This window comes from Phocaeicola paurosaccharolyticus JCM 15092, assembly GCF_000613805.1.
GTDB classification, from domain to species: Bacteria; Bacteroidota; Bacteroidia; order Bacteroidales; family Bacteroidaceae; genus Phocaeicola; species Phocaeicola paurosaccharolyticus.
This window is the reverse complement of record NZ_BAJR01000025.1, coordinates 1-19,995: the sequence shown is the minus strand read 5'-3', so window position 1 is coordinate 19,995 and position 19,995 is coordinate 1. Positions and strand designations below refer to the sequence as shown.

The window sequence follows — 19,995 nt, the reverse complement described above, 5'->3', positions numbered from 1 at the left end:
TTTAGTGAGAAGCAAATCAATCAAGATGTTATATCAACAGCCTTCTATTGTTTTATTGTAAAACTATGCTTATCATATTTCTGAATATAAATTTTGATAGGACTAAATAATACAAATGATTGCAATAAAACAAATTACATAATGATTAATTATCAATGTAGCTTAATAGATTATAATCAAATATATCATTACGGTCGTACTAGAGAGGAGGAAATTTGGCAGAAAATTGCTATTTTTGTATAAATCATAAAAACATATTATGCTAATTACCCTTATAGTACTATTAATTTCTGCGATATTATTTGTCAGTGGCAAGGTCCGTTCAGACCTTGTTGCCATTTGTTCTCTCATAGTTTTGCTTTTAGCTCAAGTATTAACACCTGCCGAAGGATTAGCCGGTTTCTCGAATACAGTCGTAATCATGATGATTGGTCTGTTTATTGTCGGAGGAGGTATTTTCCAGACCGGGCTGGCAAAGATGATTGGTAGCCGCATAATTAAACTAGCAGGAACAAGTGAATCAAAGCTATTTATTCTCGTAATGCTTGTTACCTCTTTTATCGGAGCTTTTGTAAGTAATACCGGAACAGTAGCCTTAATGCTTCCTATTGTTGTAAGTATGGCAGCATATGCAGACACATCATCACGCAGGCTTCTAATACCTCTTGCTTTTGCTAGTAGTATGGGAGGTATGATGACGCTGATTGGTACTCCTCCTAATATGATTATACAAGAGGTATTACATAATTATAACCTTTCACTTGCCGAACAAGGGAAGCCGGTTTTTCAAGAGATATCATTCTTTACATTCCTACCGGTGGGAATAGTTGTACTTTTAGTAGGAGTATTATATCTTCTGCCAGTGACAAAATGGTTCTTGACTTCTAAAGAAAAACAAGGGAAAAAGAAATCTGGTGGAAAGTCTTTAAATCAGTTGGTCAAAGAGTATGGATTGACAGAAAACCTATTCAGAGTACAGTTAGATACTCCTTCACAAGCCATAGGGAAAACTATAGTCGACCTTGATGTATATCGCAGATATGGCATCAATGTCATGGAGTTACGCCGTAGCTCAGGCAATAATATGTTTGTGAGAACTGTTAATCAGCAATTGGCATCTACCTCTCTTGTTCTACAACAAGGAGACATCCTCTACCTATCAGGTGATATAGAGATGATCCAGACGTTTGCCAATGAGTATACATGCAAGCTACTTGATGTCCATACAGATGAAATAGAGGGGCACAGCAATCCTGAACTCAATTTTTATGATATAGGTATAGCTGAGATCCTTATCATGCAATCCTCATCAATGAATAACAGAAAAGTATCAGAAACAGGATTCCGCAGTAAGTTTAACATCAATGTACTTGGCATTAGAAGAGGCAATCATGACATAATCCTGAATAATATAGCAGATCAGAAGATACATGAAGGTGATATCCTTCTCATTCAGGGAGAATGGAAAGATATCTCACGTCTTAGTGATGAGTCGAATAACTGGGTCGTCCTTGGCCGTCCGCTGAATGAGGCTGCAAAAGTTACCTTAGATTATAAAGCTCCTATAGCTGGAGCTATCATGGTAGCTATGATTGTTTCCATGGTGTTCGATTCAATACCTATAGCACCTGTTACAGCAGTCCTTTTGGCTTCAATACTGATGGTAGTTACAGGATGTGTACGAAGTATGGATGCTGCTTATAAAACTATAAACTGGCCAACAATTATACTATTTGCATCTATGCTTCCTATGTCTACAGCACTAGAAAAAACAGGAGTGTCTACCATGGTAGCCGATTATATAGTCGGTAGTTTCGGAGCAAGCAGCCCATATATGGCCCTTGCAGCAATATACTTTGCAACATCAACAATGACCATCTTTATAAGTAATTCCGTAACAGCCCTGCTGATGGCACCTATTGCCCTTCAGTGTGCCATTGGTATAGGCGTAAGTCCCGTATCATTTCTTTTCGCAGTTACAGTAGCAGCATCAATGTGTTTGGCTTCTCCATTCTCTACTCCACCTAATGCAATGGTGCTCTCGGCAGGACAATACACATTTATGGATTATATAAAGGTTGGTCTCCCACTCCAAATAATACTTGGTATTGTTATGATATTCTTGCTTCCGTTATTGTTCCCATTCTAAGACTTTATTCTGTTACAAATTTCAGCCATAGTATATACAAAAAATAGATTAGAAAAAGTAAGTTTAAATAATCAATGCCGATATATTTATACTCTATATATTAGTGAATAGAAATATCCTATTTCATTGAGCTTCAATATATATTAACCTAATGTTTATCTTTTTTCAATGAAAACAGAGGCAGGAATATGAAAATCCCGATGACCGAAGCAACAAGTCCGCCTATCGTTCCTGCAGCAAGAGGAAACCAGAATGCCTCTTTTCCCTCTCCTACCATGAAAGGAATGAAGCCCAATATGGTAGAAACTACTGTAAGGAATATAGGGATGATCTTCGTATTCCATGCCTTGGTGTATGCCCTCAAAGGAGATAACCTAATATAACGTTTTCGTATGGAGTTGTATTCATTCAGTATATAGATGCTTGCATTGACGGTTATACCACAGAGCAGTATGAATGATGCAAAACCTCCCTGGTCGAAATTTAAATCGAATAGATAGAAGGTCAGGAATACCCCGATATACGATACCGGTATTATGAATATTATGGCCAGTGGTTGCTTGACAGAGTTGAAGAGTATTGCCGTTGTGAAAAATATGATGGTTATCACCACCAGCAGAAGTCCGTACTGGCTCTTGTCCTCATCATTCCATGACCAGTAGCTCTCTTCATCCTTAGCTCCGTAACCCATTGGCAGTGTCCTGTTGAATTTCTCCAGGTCTTCCTTGAGAATCTTTTTACCCTGTTCCGATGAGCCTATATATTCATATTGCAGACATATAACATACTGTTGGTCCTCCTTGATAACTTTCTGTGGTGACTGACCTTTCTCCACAGTTGCAAGATCGGACAGCTTATATGTATGCTCACTTATTGTGATGGGAATGTTTGAAAGTCCCCAAACATCATATTCGTCTGACTGCTTGGATGAGAGTTTGAGTGCTTCCGACTGATTATCGTATATAACGTTGCCACAATATATATCCTTTCCGAATATTGGACGCAGCGCAGCAAATAGCTGTGATGCTGTCACCCTTTCCTGTGCCATGCGCATTTTATTGAATTTGAGGAAGAATTCACTGTAGTCATCCTTCCACCATGAAAACTCTGCACCGACCGTAACCTCCTTTATCCTTCGGTGAGTGAGCAGGATACTCTTAAGATTGTCAGCATATTGGGTCAGCTCATCGTAGTTGTATCCGTACATCCTTACCCTGAAACTGCCAGCATTCTCACGTACGTCATTGCTGAATCCCTGATCTTCCAGACCATATACGCTCCAACTACCACCACCAAGAGTCAATGCTTTGCTGATTATGTTGGATTTAAGGATGTATGGGAATGATCCTCTCTGGTCTTTCCTGTTGAAATATATCTGTATGAGTGCCTGACGTGCATTGTATATACTGGTCTGAAACTGTCTTATCTCTTTGAATTCCGTCAGATAGGCTTCCATTTTCCTTACCAGCACATCCATCTGTTCCATAGTGCTCCCATTGGGCAGTGAGGTAGATACAGATAGTACAACCTCTCCTTCATCACGGTTGAAATAGCTTCCATTATATACATTCTCAACGAACAGACGCAGGCTGCCGCCCAAAACTTTGTCGCTCACGGACTTTATTTTATCGCGGTAAACATCATTATCAAAAACCTTGTTATACAACAATGCCATCTTACCCTCACCCTCCAACTTTTCTGGCAACATGAATACAGGAATTCCGAAGGTAAGCACCAGGAGTATGACTGTAGCAACACGGAAACGGATCAAATTACATATCATCCTCTGATAGAGATGTGTGATATATACCGTAATACGTTTCAATGACATGGCAGGGATAAACCTCAACCTCTTTCCTGTCCATTTCTTTTTTCTTTTTGCAAAACCTGTCCTTTCTATCATTGACGGTACGAATAAAAGAGCCACGAAAAGTGAAACAACAAGGTTTATTATTACCACTGCGGCAAAGTCCTGAAGGTTAAGGCGTATTTTCTCATCGAGGAAGAATATGATAACAAGGGCACCAATGGTTGTAAGAGTCGCAGCGAGTACTGACGTGAACGCCTTAAGGTTCCTGCGGTGCACTATATGGTCGGTCATCACTATAGTATTGTCTATGACAAGGTTCAGTGATATGGTTATGCCTGCCAATGAATAGAGCTGCATCTCAAGTCCGAACAGATAGTAGAATATCGTTGCCACAAGAATATTTGCAACAAGGCTTGTCACTATCAGGAAGAGATATCGAAGATTCATCGTTATAAGTGCGACGAACAGCAGCAGGATAAGTATTGTCAGTCCCGTACGGAAGTATATCTTGTCAAGTTCTCTCTGTATATATTCAGTCGCATCATATCCTATATGTACCTCATACCCTCCTGGCATTTTCATTTCAAGTTCCTGCATCTTCTCCCTGACCTTTCCGCTCAGTTTCAGCTGGTTTGCTGTCTCATCGGCCGTAATGTTCATGTAGATCGAATTCAGTCCGTTAATCCTGTAGTAATCTTGCGGGTCCTGCTCCTGATGACGTACCTTTATCAGCTTGTCAAGGGTTATGATATCACCGTTCCTGTTCCTGATACTCACTCTTTCAGGATTGAATTCCTTTTCATTGTCAGATGACTTGCGTACCACCCTTATCCATTCATCCTTTCCTGTTCCGTTATCGACCGGACATATACCGATGAACTCACCCTCATAGTTCTGGTTAATTGCCACCTGAATATCGGATAGTTCTACGCCCAGACGCCTGAGCTGGTCGGTATCATACTCTAGTTTCCACTCCATAGGTGTGGCTCCTTTAAGGTCTATCTTGTAGATTCCTTTCAGTGAAGAGAGAGCCGGTTTGATGTTCTCCTCGGCATATTTCTGTATAAGATAGGGACTTGACGGAGCATTGATGGTATATGTGATGAATGGTCTGGCAGACTTGTCATCCGAACGTCTCGTAGATATCTGAGGATAGCTCACACCTTCGGGTAGTTGTGGCCATACCTGTCTTATTATGGTGGATACCTCAAAGCGTGCCACCTCTATGTCGGCATGTCTGTCAAGTTCAAGGTCTATCTGTCCGCTACCGTTGTCGGATGTCGAGGTAATCTTCCTTATACCTTTCACCCTTGACATCATTCCCTCCAGCTTCCCTGTAACCTCCATCTCTATCACTCTTGATGAGTTGCCCGGCATTGAGAAACTTATACTTAGTCCGGGAAGGTTGCGTGACGGGGCAAGCTTGACAGTTAGCATGGGTATGAATGCCGCTCCTATAAGGGAGAGGCATACGAATGTCACTATCAGCGTGAATGATGATATTTTATTCATACCTGTCATCTGGATATTCCATGATTGAAGACAAACTTGTCTGAAAGAGAGAATCCAGATTCAAAGTCATGCAGTGTCAGTCTGCGTATCTTGTAATAGCTCAGCCAGTAGTTCTTAAGCGATGAAATATAGTTCTTCTGCGCTTCCTGCTGTCTGTTGAGTGACAGTGTAAGACTGTTTATGTCAGCCTTGCCTATAATAAACCTCTGGCGTGTCTGGTCGTATGCCGTTATTGCTATGTCAAGTGCTTCCTCGGCGCTGCCGATGAGATTCTGCTGAACGTTGAAATCGTTCACTGTCATTACCACATCCTCTTCCACGCTAAGTTCTTCCTGCCTTGCAGTAGTCCTGATGACATTCAGGTTGTTGCGTGCCATATTATGTTTTCCTTTTCTCACGCCCCAGTCGATAAGCGGAATTGATACACTAACCGATACGAGGTCCTGCTGCAGCGGATTCCTGTATGCGTTTCCTATCTTGTCGGCTACCTGATTGAATCCTATGCTGGCATTGAAACTCGCATCGAAATGTGATTCCTTCTTTGTCCTGTCAACTGTCTGCTCAGCCTCGAGTATGTTCTGTCTCTGTTCAAGGTATGTAGGGTTGTTCTCCTTCGCCCTGAGAAGTGCATCGTCGACGGATATCATCTTACCTGGCAGATGTGCCGGAATGTCAAGCTCTATCTCCGTGTTCTTGTCAAGGTCGAGGAAGGATGCAAGTGAGAACATTGCCCTCTTCAGTGCTATCCTAGCATTCTCAAGTGTGTTGTGTGCATTTACCTTGTCAAGTTTCAATGTAAGAAGATCGGCCTGTGATATGGCAGCTATCTTATGTCGCTGTAACCCCAAGGCATATAGTGTGTCACTAGAGGAAACGTTCTCCTTGGCCAGTTTCATATCTGCCTGTGCCATTGCTAGATTGAAGAAACATGTCACGGCATTTTCCGACACGCTCTCCATGTTGTAGAGTAGCTGTCTCTTTGCCTTCTCAAATTTAAGGGGTTCTATCTTCCTGTCCCATTTGAATGCGTTATATCCCAGAAGGCTCTGCTGATAACCGATACGCACGGGGATAGTGGAGTATTGCGTCGACCTTGTATCGCCGAAGTTGCGCATGAAGTCTAGTTCCGAGTCTATATAAAATGTACCTCCCGTAATGTCTAAGTTCTGCTTTATATTCATTGATCCGGAGGCACTGAACATCTGCTGTTCCCTGTAAACATCCAAGTTATTTTCCGAATCGTATCTCTGTGTGATATAGCGGTAATATCTTGCTGGAGTAATGTCTAGCGTCAGGCTTGGCAGACGGTTTGCTCTGTATGTCCTGTACTCCCAGTATCCTGTAAGGTACAGGTTCTGGTATCTGAAAGCCGAGAGTGAGTTCTTGGCTGCCATCTCTATCGTGCGGTTTAGGTCAAGGCGTACCTTGCGCTGTGCCGACATTAATACAGGGACGATGAGTCCCATGAGTATTATCCTAATGTATTTCATTGACATCATGTTTTCTGTATATGAACCAATATATTAGCGGTATGATAAAAAGGCTTACAAGAGTACCTATGCTCATGGAACCAATCATGGCAATAGACAATGGTCTCTGCATCTCAGAGCCTATGTCGGATGTGAATAGTAGCGGTACCATTGCAAAGATGGTTGTAAGCGATGTCATTATTATTGCCCTGAGCCTGCGCCTTCCTGCGGTATGTATTGCTTCAAGCAGTGGCATGCCACCTTTTCGCAGTTCATTTATCGTATCGAGTTTTAAAATTGAATCGTTGACCACTATACCGCATGTCACTATTATACCTATTGCCGACATAAGGTTCAGGGTATGACCGAAAATAAGCAGTGCTGCAAGAGCGAATGCGGTGTCTATCGGAATCTCAAGAAGTACGATGAGCGGCTGGAGAAAGCTTTCGAACTGGGCACACAGTATGAAGTACATCAAAAGAAGTGATACCATAAGTATCACCACGAGCTCTCCCATCATTTTCTCGTTGTCGAAGAAACTGCCGGAGAAGTCAACCTCCCAGTTCTTGTCAGCATTTACTGCCTTGCGTATATTCTCAGTGAGTCTGTCTGCATCCTTTACATTGTAGAAATTCAGTGGTATGTACTCTCCGTTCTTTCCAGCAGTTATGTTCTTGAGATCCTCTGAAGGTATTACCTTTACAAGACTCTTCAGCGGTATATAGCTGTAATTGCCGCTGCCATCTGCTATCGTTTTCACCATGGTATTCTCAAGTATCGAGTTAACACTCATCTGCTCACCCGCTATGCTTATAGGAAGGCACTGCTGGTATGAATGCAGGGTTGACACATAATTCTCCTTGAATGCTGTACGGATGGTTCTTGTAACCTCATCATATGACACAGCGTACAGAAGTAGTCTCTCGCGGTCCACAATAATACCGAGCTGATTGCTGAAGGCTATTTCCTCTGCCGTGACACCTGCTGTCCTGGATATCTCTCCCTCAAGTTTTCTTAGTTCCTGTGCTTCAGGAGCACGACTCCTGTCGGATGTATGAAGCTGTGCTACTATGTCTGCCTGAGCAGTGACAAACAGTTTTTCGAATATCGTCTGGGGAGGAGAAAAAGTGACCTTGGCTAGCGGATAGCTGCCGTGTATGCCATTCTCAATTTTCTTTTTTAATGGTGCTATCTCATCTGGATTTCCAGTTCTGAAATATAGCTCGCACTCGGAAGACGACATGTCATTGCCGCCATCAAGTATATAGTCCTGCACACCGATTGATGCAGAATGTTCCCTTACCATTGAATATATCTGTTCCTCTATTTTCTCAACCCTTCTGTTATTCTCCTCCACATTAATATTCTCGTTCCACTCCACGCGTGCCACAAGCTCGTTGTAGTCAATCTCAGGCATACGTGACTTCTGCATGATGACGAACAGCAGCACACACAGAGGGATTGTAACGGCGGTTGTAATCATACATACAGTCTTGTGTGAGAACACCCAGTTACAACCGTTGTCATAGAATCTCTCAAGCCATTCATTCCTGAATATATTATCAAAACGTACATTAAGGAATCCTTTACGTCTGATTCCTGTCCTGTAGAATATGAGATATAGTACAGGTACCAGCATGATACCTGTAATATACGATATCATGAGTCCTGCGGTTATTGAGAATGCCTGGTCCATGAATATAGCTCCAGCAATACCGCTCATAAATATCAGCGGAACGAATACGGCAATCGTAGTCAGTGAGGAGCTTAGCATAGGAGTAATCATCTCGGTAGTGCCAATGGCGCATGAACGTTTCAGTGAATATCCTTTTTCACGGTATTGTGATATGTTCTCCGTTACTATTATGGCACTGTCTATCATCATACCAACGGCAAGTATCAGTCCTGACAATGATATGACATTCAGTGATATATGACACAGATAAAAGAGGAAGAATGTGATCACTATGGACGTGACCATGCTTATTCCTATTAGCAGTGGTGAACGTACGTCACCCAGGAAGAGCACGGCAACTATGAATATCAACAGGAATCCTAAGGAAAGGTTCTGCTGCAGATTGCTGATGGTATAGTCGAGAAGGTCAGTCTGATTTCGGCTCACGCTGAACTCTACGTCCGGATATACAGAGGAGAGATAATCAGTGGTCTCACTGAGTTTCTCCTTCATTCTGTCCATGTTCTCATTGCTCTGCTTGATTACCGCAAGTGTCACTGCCCGTCTGCCGTTGAAGAGGGAGCGTCCTGTCTCTTTCTGTGTTGTTATATCCACAGAGCATAGGTCCTTGAGCTGCATCATCCTCTCTCCCTTACGTATGAATATGTTTTTTACATCATCAGCTGTCCTGAGCATGGATGATATTCTTATATTATATTCATAATAACCGTCACGTACAAGCATGCTTCCTGGTTCCACATTATTCGAGGAAAGGGCATTTTCAATATCTTCTATACTGATGTCGGTCATTGCAAGTTTCTCCTTGTCGGGAACGATCTGGAGCACACGACTTGGTACTCCTGTCATGTCAGCCATTGCCACTTCGGGCAGCTGTTCGATACGTCTCTTCACTACATTCTCGGCAAGGTTGCACATATCAAGGAATTCTTTTTCATTGGTAGCGGAATAAGGTCTGTCCCCCTTGAGTGTCATGTTCAGATACAACACAGGTATATCTGTAGCACTTGCCTTTATTGCCTTGGGACGTGCAATCTCCTTGGGCAGATAGTTCATCACAGCATCGATTTTCTCGTTCACCTCAATGAAGGCAAGGTCGGTGTTCACACCGAAGTCAAATTCCATGCGTATCACTCCTGCTCCGTCCCTTATCTCACTGCTTATCTGTCGTAAACCTGCGACCTGCAGTAATTGTCTGCGTACAGGTGCCACTACAGTGTTCTCAAGTTCACGTGCTGATGTATTGTCACCGCTGACCTGTACAGTTATCTGCGGTATCGCAATGTCAGGCAACAATGAAACAGGAAGCGTGAAATATGTTACCAATCCGATTATGAAGAAGGCGGTAAATGCCATCAGCACGGCAATCGGACGTTGTAATAGAAATTTTACCATATCACACCTGTTTTATCATTCAGACTTGACTGTTTTGTTTTCCTTCACCACTCTCACAGGAGATTCATGGGCAAGGTTCACGTTACCTGATGTTATTACCTGCATTCCCTCTTCCAGTCCGTCGGTGACGGTATATTCGTTCATGTTCTCAAGTCCTGTTGTAACATAGTTCCACATTGACTTTCCTTTATCAAGGGTGAATACCACCTGTTTGCCTGAGCGGAGTACTACTGCACTCTTAGGTATCACAAGCTGATCGGGAACCGACCTGTGTACACTTACCCTGACATTCATTCCGTTGAACAGCTTACCGTTACCGTTTACTTTTGCCTTGATGCGCACCATTCCGTTATCATCCACACTCGGGTTAATCTCGCTGACACTCCCAGAACATTCATCTACAGTAGCAGCGTAAGGAATAATGGCAACCTTGTCTCGCTTCCGTACTAAAGGCAGTTCGCTCTCCAGTGCTGTGAAGTCCACTTCCATATCTCCGGTATTTATTATCCTGCAGAAAGGTTCCGCAGTCTTCGCCATATTATGGCTCTTCGAGAAAAGATTCGCAACGACTCCGTCGAATGGAGCGATTAATGTTGCCTGCTGTACGTCGTATTTAGCAGATTCATACTGAGCCTTTGACTGTATGTATCCGCTCTTCACACCTGCCAGTTCCATTACATCCTCCGGAATGCCCTTTGTCTTGTCGGGTGAGTATCCCTGCCCTATAAGTACATCCTGCATCTCCAGCTGTGACTGCTTCATGCTGTTCTTTGTCTGTGAGAGGGAATTGTTGAGCCTAAACAGGTCAAGCTCAGCAATCTTCTGCCCCTTGCGTACATGTTCACCGTTCTTCACCCATATATGTGCTATCACCTCGGGAGTGCGGAAATACAGATCCGCATAACTATCTGCCGATACCTTTCCGTTGCTTATAAGCTCATGGTTGAACGTACCCTTTTTAAGTGTCCTCACCGTCACCTCGTTAGTAAGGGTGGGTAAGGATGTCTCAACTCCTTCCTTGTCATTATCCGACTGCTTCCTGTCAGAACAGGAGATAAGCATTCCTCCGAATACCAAAGTACATAGTAATATTGTGTTCTTCATATATTTTGTAGAGATAAATATGAATATTTTATTTAATTCAAACTAAATGCTATTATATTATATTCCAAATTTTCAGGTTGAGATATTGCATAAAAAATATGTTTGATAAATCTAATATATTAGGAATGAGGTGAAAATTAGTAAGTAATTCCTACAGACGTGTCGGAATGTAATACAAGTCGGTTCCACCCTCACTATTTAATGTTGTATAAATTATTCTTTCAGCAAATTTATCAAAATATACACTTATTGCATAATGTGGTAATTTGTACGTTTTTATATAATTTAAATCCCAATCTAATACAATAATCTTAGAATGTTTATTATTTAAGTTCTCAAAATCCTTCTCTTTTACATTTTCGACAAGAATAAAAACATATTTATTACTAGATGCAATATCTCTACTAATTATTAGATTATCCTCACTTATGATTTGTTTGTCTATAATTTTCGGAATAATTTTCTCCTTGCCTAATTGAACTGTTCTTTTTAGAGTTCCATTCATATCATATAAAAAGAATAGGTTATAGTAGCACATAGCAGAGACTATTCTATTTTCATCCTCATTAATGGCTACACGATTCATATTCATAACAGAAAAATCATTTTCTGGTTGTATTAGTTCTTTTGGGAAATTAATCCATTTTAAATCATTCCTTATGCTATTGTATGTAAAAAATAGTCCTTGACTATTATCCATATTCCCTATAAATATAGAATCATTTGTCATATACAGATTTGGTGAGCCTATAATATACTTTGGCATAGACACAGAGATAATTGCATCTTTTTCCTTTTTCTGCATTTTGTCTATGTCAATATTTTTAAAAGAGACTAAATTGACATCATATAATTTAAGGACGTTCTTTTGTATTTGTTTTGATTCAAGAAAAAACGGAAATTGAAAATCATCTGGTCCTTGTCCTAAATTTCCGAAACAACATTTAAAAGAAAAATCAAATTTATTATAAACATAAAGGAATGAATCAGTCTTCCTGTTTATTAAATATAAAAGTGAATCATCGGCAAATACCTTATCTACGTATAGAGCCTCATTAGTAGTAATTCTTACTGAGTTTGTCTTTTCTATATTATTTTCCTCAATAATACAGTTCTTCTTATTAATAGAAGAACAAGAACATAGTTGTAAAATACAGAATATGTATAAATATTTTTTCATTTTTTTATTAATAAGAAATAAATTTATCTGATTGTATAGATTAAGTATGCTTTTAATTACATCACACTTTAATAGATGATGATTTTTAATAGTTATACAATATAAGTGCTGTTCTATTAATTGAATTAGCAAGTACTTATTATTGTATAACTAAATTAAAGTACATTACAAACTTAACAAAGAAGTAAGACTAATATGTTTGTTTGTAGCATGAACCATTTGAAGAGGTTCCTGTATAACCCCATACGCAACTATTACATATACACAAAAATGAATGCCCATCTCCAGTATAACATCTAATTCCACTTGAACTTTCTGATTGAGCCAAAGCTTCTATATTCTCCAATGCCAAATCAGACATCATATCAGTCTTCTGAGAATTATATAAATTATACCCTGCAATTGTTGCAAATACTATCACTGTAAATATCTTAAATAAATTCTTTTTCATCGTTTTAAATTTTTGAGTTATTAATCATTTTAATCTTAATCTTGTTTTCGTAAAGATTAGAACCGCAGAAGAAAGAAGCTATAGCTTTGTGTTTTCTGATTATTTTAAATAAATTTGTTTAATGTTTCCTCCTTTCTTTTTTTGGAGAATCAGTAGGTGGTAAAGGATATATTTGGTGTGAAGAGCCATAAATCCTTGCCACCTATCTTATCTCATATTTTATCTGGTTTTATTACTGTGATTATTACCAGTGTACATTTCAGAATCTAATTATATCATTTTAATTATACTATCTGAATATTTGTTTCCCGTCTATGTATTCAAATATTCTTTCATCCTTACCAGTCGTATAGTTCCTCAAATAATACAAAGCATTTTTGGGAACAGTATAAAGCAATGAATCTGATTTACCTGTCTGCCTTCCTAATGATTCCCAATTGTTATCATTCCAGTAAAAAAGCTCATATATATTATCCTTATATATAAAGTTGACATCGTTCTGTGGAGTATATACTATTTTTCTTACATAAGTCTTCCTTCTGAAATCCATCCCTGTCCATCCTCCATCCGGATTCTTATAACCAAAAGATGTGTTTACATCACCGTCAAATGCATATTTGTATTCACGTCCTCTGTCCTCAAGGCTACTGGGGGGACCTATTATCTCTCCACATAACTGAATTGAATCATTATAATTCTCATAGAAACCTATCTCTGCAACATTACAATAGTAACCGTCGGCTCCTTTATAACGCAGATAGCGATATGGCTTTGTTGCATTAAGCTTTACAGACGTACAGAGACGATATGGAACTTCTGTTACGCTGTGCAATGTATCTGCATCATTAAATTCTACATTGTTGCTTCCCTCAAATACACCTCCAATCATTCTTTCATCAAGCCATGCGCTGGATGGGAAATGACATTTCCTGTAGACTGTCATTCGCTCTGTTTCTCTATTAGCTGTTATATAACGTATCTTACCTGTTTCCTTGTCCATAAAAAAAGGGTTGGTTACCGTTTCATATTTATCACCATTCCAATATGATAATATGTACACAGCACCGCCCTCCACATCCTTGAATGTTATCTTGCCATCTTTAAAAACAGAGTATGCTACAGGTTCCCATCCCATTCTATTAGTAAGCGACAGGTAAAGCAATTTGTTACTTTTTATACTGCATAACAGCTGGGAGCATCAAAAGAAACATTTCTATTTTTATCGCCTATATAAATATCTGTAACATCCTTAAACAATGGAAACCTAAAATTAGGATGGATATTTTCGTAACCTTTCAGTTCATCATATATTTTAAAGTTCATCCCGAATGTCACTCTGTAAACCTTTGCTTTTGTGGTATTATATTTTATTGCTTTTCGCCATATTATATCATATGGCAGGTTGGTATAATATGTTTCCTTATTTTTGTCAATGATAAAATTCCAGAAATGAGAGGCATTATTGTCACCCAGCAGAATAGTTCTGTCAACTCCACACGGGATTCCTAAAGAACGGAGTACATATATCATTGCATCAGTAAACTCACGGCAACTGCCCGATTTCCATTTTAAAACATCAGGCCCGATATGAGGCCCTGAAGGGAAAAGAGAAGTATGATGGTATTTACCAGTACACAGACTGTCAAGTAATATCTGAGCTACCACTTTAGGATCATCCATATCTTTAGAAAGTTTCTCTACGATAGGGTTGTACTTATTATAAATATCCTCACGCCAACAGGATAATGGTTCATCACCTATACGGTATGGCAATATATATTCACAGAATGAATTGAAATCTACATTCTTACACCATGGCTTTTCCCTCCAGACTTTAAAAGCGAAGTCAATATGATTTGTAAGAAAAGCAGAGTCAATATGAGTTATGTCTTTCTGGTATGATAATTGTGATATATCAAAATCCCCATCAGCTTTTTTTAAGGAATCAATAAGCTCCTGTACTTTCTTTGAGAATGGTAGCTTAGAATATTCCTCAAAATACTTATAATATTTTTTTAAGTCCTTTCCTTTATATGAGCCATGGAAAGGCATATTACTTATAAGGAAGCAGGCTGCTTCGTATTTCTCAGGGTCTTCATCCTTATACCTCTTTAGAACTTTCTGAAGCTCTACACTGTTACTGCCCGCCATATCAAGGGCAATATCCAACTGACTGTCCACTGTTGAACAGGAACAAAGCAAAATAATTAAAATGCTGATTATGGTAATATTCTTCATGTCTGATATTCTATATTAATTATTTGATATTAGTGGTTCTTGAAAGCTTTCTTATCTCATCTCTCATCTGTCTTATTGCAGTTGACTGAACCTTTGGCTCTTTATGTATGACCATATTACATGCCCATTTAAACTTATCATAGTTGTAGTACTCATGTGTACTGTATAGCTTTGCCAACAGATAGTAGGGATATATCCTACTTGGAAGACGGTGTACAGAGCGGAGAAAATAATGTTCAGCTCTATCATATTCTTTCAGCTCCTGTTCGTTCTTACCTATTATATTAAGAATCATAGGATCGCCACTGAGACTTAAAGCTTTAATAAGAATTTCATTTGATTTTTTATACTTATGAAGCTTATGTAGAGTATGACCGTATTCAAACATAAAGCGTGCATTCCCTTTCATCTCTGCTTCAATTTCTGCATATTCCAGTTCTGCCCGGCTATATGCTCCTGATTGGTAGAAGATACGGCTTCCGTTCCATTTCTTACATGCCTCGACTATCCTGCTATCCTGCCTGTAGTTTTGGGAACAGACAAAAGTGCATAACAACAGACCACAAACAACAGGATAAAGAATAATAGATTTCTTTGATTTGATTGTTTGAACAATACAGGTAAATAACAGAACAAACAAGGCAGAAACAAATGCAGGGAATTGAAAAGGGTAAGAGGAAAAAGCAAAGACCGATAATGATAGTATAGCTCCACAGATACCATACAGACCATTCCTGTTTCCAATATAAAAACAAAAAATTACAACAAGCAAACACATACAGGTAACAGGTAATCCCCATGCAATTGATGCTTGCAGATATTCATTGAATACATATTCAGGAGTACCAGCTACATATTCTTCTGTTTCCGAATAATTACCTTCGGCAAAGAACTTTTCCTGTGCCTGACCATAAGCAGCTGGGACATTGTCCCATCCTGACCCCGTCCATGGATTTTGTGCAACTGCCTGTGATGAGATCTTCCACATAAAAAGACGGCCGTCGGCCGAGTCTTTCTTCAGCATATATAAGCCAATGACCGATAATGTTATTATAACTAATGTTATTATAACTAATGATATTATAACTAATGATATTATAGCAAACGGAACGATTCTTTTTCTGTATCTATTTATTAATGTTCCAATCTTACTCCAATAATTCATAGAAATAACATAAATACATGATATAGCACTTGCCATCCAGGCAGAACGGCTCATACCGGCTGGCAACAGACAGACTATAAGCAGCATAACTGATAACGAGATATACGATAGCCATTTGTTGGCATTCCTTTGGTTAAACCATTCATGCACGCAGATAGGCAGTATCATGCAATATAGCCGGAGTATGGTCCCGGATTATAGAAAGGTCCTGTGAGTGAATAGAGCGAGTGATTGGAATATGAGTATCCATAAATCTGCATCATTCCCCAAACGCACAGAATGCCTCCATATATTATGAACACCCAAGGAGTCAGCATGGCTGATATTCCTGCAAACTCTTTGGGACGAAGCAATATAAAGGTAGCAAGAATAGGCATGGAAACAGCAAGACTGATATGCATCCATGCCCGATCATCATCCAATATCTCGACAGGCAGATAGCTTGAGCCATGACATACCACACTAAGACATGTTGCCATAGTAATAAATATAGCAAGCATCACTGCAAATCTGAAATATCTGTCTCTCATAGTAATATAATCATTATAGCTAACGTATCTTTTTAAATAACCTATCCCAGCGTATCTTTCCTGTATTTGGGTCAACCGACTTCCAGATCAGTGTAGTCTTACCTACAATGAATTCCTCTGGCAGAAGTCCCCAGTATCGTGAATCCTGCGAGTTTATCCTGTTATCGCCTGCCACGAAGTAATAATTCTTACAGAACATATATTCACTAATCAGACTGTCACCAAGCATGACTGAATTTCCCTTCAGAACCAATTTTTTCTTCTGTTCCCATTCTATCACATTTCGGTACAATTTGCAGTTTGTAGGAGTCATCTTTACCGTAGAACCTTCAGACGGAATAAACAGAGGTCCGAAATTCTCGATAGTCCAACCTATTGAATCATCAAGAGGAAAACTATTCATTATAACATCGTTAATTTGTTCCTTACCAGATGATAATATCTGTTTCATTCTGTACTCCGATTCCTCCGGACCTAAAGTTCCATTATATCCCTTTACCATGTAGCGTGAATCTTTTATTTCAAATGAATCACCAGGCAATGCTACACAACGCTTCACATAATATGTATGAAGATTAATTCCAATACTGTCCCATGACGCAGGATAGGGAAAGTTAAAGACCAATACATCATTATGCTTTATCTTTCCGAACCCTGGAAGTCTAAATATATTTACATCTTTCCCTTCTACAGCTTTCCATATATTAAAGATTCTCCCACCAATAACCCATTTATTTACTAGGATATTATCTCCAGGAAGTATTGATGGTTCCATAGAATCTGATGGAATTCTAAAAGAAGCAAATGAAGTTACTAAAAGAGTCAACCATACCAATAGTAGAATGCACAGCCAAAAGCATACAGACAACAATCTATCTAAGACTTTTCTTATTTTTAACATATCAGTAAACTTGTTTATCGCTTCACTTTTTATTTTTAATTTTAAAGTTTCGGAAAATATCTCCTAAGCATTTAATCTTCAACATCAAACTCCATTAATGAATCTTTAGGTTCAATATAGCCTTTGTTCTCTAAATCTTTTATTGTAAAAGATGCTCTTTTATGTCCTTCCTTTGCTGCTGCGCGATACCATAATTCAGCTTTCTCTACATCCTTTTCTACTCCTTTACCAAAGTAATACATATTCCCTAAGTTATATTGTGCCGATGAATTACCTTTCATTGCCGATTTTGTAAGCCATTCAGCTCCCTTAACTAAGTCTTTATGGTCTACCCCTCTTCCAACGCAATAAAGAACACCCATATTATATTCGGCTATAGGATTACCAAGTACAGCAGCTCTGCTAAACCAATAAAAGGCTTGTTGTGAATCCATTGGGACACCTATTCCATTGTATTGCATATATCCTATGTTATTCATGGCATCACTATTACCATGCGATGCTGAACGTTTATACCAGTCCATAGCTAGCATGCAACTACGTGTTACTCCCCATCCATGACGATACATTGTCCCCAATCCTAATTGAGCATGAGGATTGCCTTGCAATGCTGCATTACGAAATAATTCATAAGCCTTTGCATAGTTAACATCAGTACCATGACCGTACAAAGACATGAAAGCTATGTTGTTCATTGCATCCATATTTCCATTTTCTGCTGATTCTTTAAACAACTTGTATGCCTTATCATAATCTTTTTCTCCTCCAAGACCACGATAATATAAATCTCCTAAAGAATATTGGGCAAACTTGGCTGAATCAATCCTTGCTAATGGTTTCAATTCCTGACGAGCTGTAATATAATCATGAGAATTGATAGCTTCGAAAACAGAATCATACCTTGAAGATAAATCTCCTAAAGTCCATGCATAAATATTATTAGATCTATCAATTATTAGTATTATAGATGCAATAAGAATACAGATTCCGATACCATAGAGGTGATAGATATATTTTCTCATTTATAATTTGAATTATTAAATTCTAGAATGTATATTCTACTATATGATATTCTGGTATATTACTAATTCCATATATTTTACGATGCTTCTCATCAACAGTCATAAACAATAATGGGTCACTCAATTTATACGCTACATTTGGTTTACCATCCCATGAAAATGAAAATATCCATTTGCATGAGCTACTATGATTGGAATCATTTACTAAACCACCATTATAAAGAACCATAAGATTATCACCTGCTGAACAAGGAGAAAAATAAGCGTCGCGAGTATTTTTGTCAGGAGATGAAGAAACAACCTTACCATCTTTATAATCATTAAAATGTGAGAAGAAATGTTCAGGTCCATGAATACGTTTATGTAAGGTACCATCTATATTATAGAAGTCAATCAAGTCAGTCATACAATAGCAGATAGCAATCTTATCTGCACCATTGCTTACAAAATTCATATAGAACGCATCGACTTTCTCAATATCAGAATACTCAACATTGCATAATGGATATCCTATAATTTCATTTATCTTATTGCCATTACATGCATCAAAAAGATAAAACTGATATTTGGGATTATGCGAATATCCCCAAATATCATTGCCAATCTTTTCCACATTCAGGAATACTTGCTGAGAAAGTTTCACACGATCAAATGGCATAACTTTCTCAGGTTTTCTGAATGCTTTCATATCGTATTTCATAATACAGTACGAAGACTTGTCAAAAAGTTGGAGTGTATCACCACTTGTATTGTTTGCTATAAATTTAGGTCTAATCATCTCATAGGGTCCTTGACCAAATGAAATATGTGATGCTTCTCTTTTCCTTGAATTAAGATTATAAATATGAATCATTTTATCGCATTTGGGTTCAACAAGTACCAATAACGAATCATACACAATAATATCACTCGGATGCATTACCAAACTATCAAATTCTAGTGTTTTACCCTTAAGATTTTCTATTTTAGAAAAAACCTTTTAGATCAAAAGTTTCAGCATCATTATATGTTTCCACATTGTTGCAGGATATAAACAATATGCTAATTGAAATTAGAATAAAAAAATATTTTCTCATTATCTATATTTTATATATTAAGTAGGGGAATCAAATCTTTTTTCTTTCAAAAATCACCACTGCCATAGCTATGTATAACAGTGGCATTTTGTTCAATTTGGATATTATGAAAGTTTCTATAGTACTACTTATCTTTTCCTCATATCAAAGCATGTTATACCTTCAACTCCAGAACCATAAAGTATAATACAATCATAATTCGGATCTGTGGTGCAGTATGTATTACAATCTGAATTGCTTTCAATATTGGCAAGCGCTTCAATATTTGCTAGAGCCAAATCAGACATTATATAAGTTTTA

Annotated in this window: 14 protein-coding genes; 1 reads left to right on the top strand and 13 read right to left on the bottom strand. The window is 38.6% G+C overall.

What is annotated here, in order from left to right:
• Window positions 1-259: 259 nt before the first annotated feature.
• The gene (locus tag JCM15092_RS10410) at window positions 260-2,149 is read left to right on the top strand and encodes an SLC13 family permease (RefSeq protein ID WP_024994608.1); all 1,890 of its coding nucleotides are present in this window, start codon (window positions 260-262) and stop codon (window positions 2,147-2,149) included.
• A gap of 148 nt (window positions 2,150-2,297) precedes the next feature.
• Here JCM15092_RS10410 and JCM15092_RS10405 read toward each other — a convergent pair whose 3' ends face one another.
• From JCM15092_RS10405 to JCM15092_RS15785, 13 genes are all read right to left on the bottom strand, one after another.
• Window positions 2,298-5,480 carry an efflux RND transporter permease subunit gene (locus JCM15092_RS10405; protein WP_024994607.1) on the bottom strand — a complete coding sequence of 1,061 codons (3,183 nt, stop codon included), beginning with the start codon at window positions 5,478-5,480 and terminating at the stop codon, window positions 2,298-2,300.
• Window positions 5,477-6,961 (bottom strand): TolC family protein, encoded by a 1,485-nt coding sequence (locus JCM15092_RS10400; RefSeq protein WP_024994606.1) that lies wholly within the window; start codon window positions 6,959-6,961, stop codon window positions 5,477-5,479. The genes JCM15092_RS10405 and JCM15092_RS10400 overlap by 4 nt, the downstream gene beginning before the upstream one ends.
• On the bottom strand, window positions 6,948-10,028 hold the full coding sequence (locus JCM15092_RS10395) for an efflux RND transporter permease subunit (RefSeq protein ID WP_024994605.1): 3,081 nt from the start codon (window positions 10,026-10,028) through the stop codon (window positions 6,948-6,950). The genes JCM15092_RS10400 and JCM15092_RS10395 overlap by 14 nt, the downstream gene beginning before the upstream one ends.
• A gap of 15 nt (window positions 10,029-10,043) precedes the next feature.
• Complete coding sequence (locus JCM15092_RS10390; protein WP_439645908.1) at window positions 10,044-11,090, bottom strand: efflux RND transporter periplasmic adaptor subunit; 1,047 nt, start codon at window positions 11,088-11,090, stop codon at window positions 10,044-10,046.
• A gap of 193 nt (window positions 11,091-11,283) precedes the next feature.
• Entirely contained in the window at window positions 11,284-12,312 is a 1,029-nt protein-coding gene (locus tag JCM15092_RS10385; protein WP_148296644.1) for a TolB-like 6-bladed beta-propeller domain-containing protein, read from the bottom strand.
• Between the two features lie 190 nt (window positions 12,313-12,502).
• Window positions 12,503-12,763 carry an NVEALA domain-containing protein gene (locus tag JCM15092_RS10380; RefSeq protein ID WP_024994602.1) on the bottom strand — a complete coding sequence of 87 codons (261 nt, stop codon included), beginning with the start codon at window positions 12,761-12,763 and terminating at the stop codon, window positions 12,503-12,505.
• Window positions 12,764-13,052: 289 nt separating this feature from the next.
• Window positions 13,053-13,898: a hypothetical protein gene (locus JCM15092_RS17595; protein ID WP_235782331.1), complete on the bottom strand. Its 846-nt coding sequence runs from the start codon at window positions 13,896-13,898 to the stop codon at window positions 13,053-13,055.
• Window positions 13,899-13,936: 38 nt separating this feature from the next.
• Window positions 13,937-15,001 carry a transglutaminase-like domain-containing protein gene (locus tag JCM15092_RS17590; RefSeq protein ID WP_235782330.1) on the bottom strand — a complete coding sequence of 355 codons (1,065 nt, stop codon included), beginning with the start codon at window positions 14,999-15,001 and terminating at the stop codon, window positions 13,937-13,939.
• A gap of 19 nt (window positions 15,002-15,020) precedes the next feature.
• Entirely contained in the window at window positions 15,021-16,334 is a 1,314-nt protein-coding gene (locus JCM15092_RS15790) for an O-antigen ligase family protein (protein WP_369384655.1), read from the bottom strand.
• Window positions 16,331-16,696 carry a hypothetical protein gene (locus tag JCM15092_RS17930; RefSeq protein WP_369384654.1) on the bottom strand — a complete coding sequence of 122 codons (366 nt, stop codon included), beginning with the start codon at window positions 16,694-16,696 and terminating at the stop codon, window positions 16,331-16,333. Before JCM15092_RS17930 ends, JCM15092_RS15790 begins: the two co-directional genes overlap by 4 nt.
• Before the next feature lie 19 nt (window positions 16,697-16,715).
• Window positions 16,716-17,597, bottom strand: coding sequence for a signal peptidase I (lepB, locus tag JCM15092_RS10365; RefSeq protein WP_024994601.1), 882 nt, complete (start codon window positions 17,595-17,597; stop codon window positions 16,716-16,718).
• 71 nt (window positions 17,598-17,668) lie between these two features.
• Entirely contained in the window at window positions 17,669-18,619 is a 951-nt protein-coding gene (locus JCM15092_RS10360) for a tetratricopeptide repeat protein (protein WP_024994600.1), read from the bottom strand.
• 22 nt (window positions 18,620-18,641) lie between these two features.
• Complete coding sequence (locus tag JCM15092_RS15785) at window positions 18,642-19,538, bottom strand: BF3164 family lipoprotein (protein WP_235782329.1); 897 nt, start codon at window positions 19,536-19,538, stop codon at window positions 18,642-18,644.
• Between the last annotated feature and the right edge of the window lie 457 nt (window positions 19,539-19,995).

Bases quoted from the DNA above. Each gene is read 5' to 3' on its own strand.
- JCM15092_RS10390 (WP_439645908.1), bottom strand. From the start codon at position 11,090: ATGCTTATCTCCTGTTCTGACAGGAAGCAGTCGGATAATGACAAGGAA.
- JCM15092_RS15785 (WP_235782329.1), bottom strand. From the start codon at position 19,538: ATGCATCCGAGTGATATTATTGTGTATGATTCGTTATTGGTACTTGTT.
- JCM15092_RS17595 (WP_235782331.1), bottom strand. From the start codon at position 13,898: ATGGGATGGGAACCTGTAGCATACTCTGTTTTTAAAGATGGCAAGATA.
- JCM15092_RS10360 (WP_024994600.1), bottom strand. From the start codon at position 18,619: ATGAGAAAATATATCTATCACCTCTATGGTATCGGAATCTGTATTCTT.
- JCM15092_RS10380 (WP_024994602.1), bottom strand. From the start codon at position 12,763: ATGAAAAAGAATTTATTTAAGATATTTACAGTGATAGTATTTGCAACA.
- JCM15092_RS10400 (WP_024994606.1), bottom strand. From the start codon at position 6,961: ATGAAATACATTAGGATAATACTCATGGGACTCATCGTCCCTGTATTA.
- JCM15092_RS15790 (WP_369384655.1), bottom strand. From the start codon at position 16,334: ATGATACTGCCTATCTGCGTGCATGAATGGTTTAACCAAAGGAATGCC.
- JCM15092_RS10395 (WP_024994605.1), bottom strand. From the start codon at position 10,028: ATGGTAAAATTTCTATTACAACGTCCGATTGCCGTGCTGATGGCATTT.
- JCM15092_RS10405 (WP_024994607.1), bottom strand. From the start codon at position 5,480: ATGACAGGTATGAATAAAATATCATCATTCACGCTGATAGTGACATTC.
- lepB (WP_024994601.1), bottom strand. From the start codon at position 17,597: ATGTTAAAAATAAGAAAAGTCTTAGATAGATTGTTGTCTGTATGCTTT.
- JCM15092_RS10385 (WP_148296644.1), bottom strand. From the start codon at position 12,312: ATGAAAAAATATTTATACATATTCTGTATTTTACAACTATGTTCTTGT.
- JCM15092_RS17930 (WP_369384654.1), bottom strand. From the start codon at position 16,696: ATGAGAGACAGATATTTCAGATTTGCAGTGATGCTTGCTATATTTATT.
- JCM15092_RS17590 (WP_235782330.1), bottom strand. From the start codon at position 15,001: ATGAAGAATATTACCATAATCAGCATTTTAATTATTTTGCTTTGTTCC.
- JCM15092_RS10410 (WP_024994608.1), top strand. From the start codon at position 260: ATGCTAATTACCCTTATAGTACTATTAATTTCTGCGATATTATTTGTC.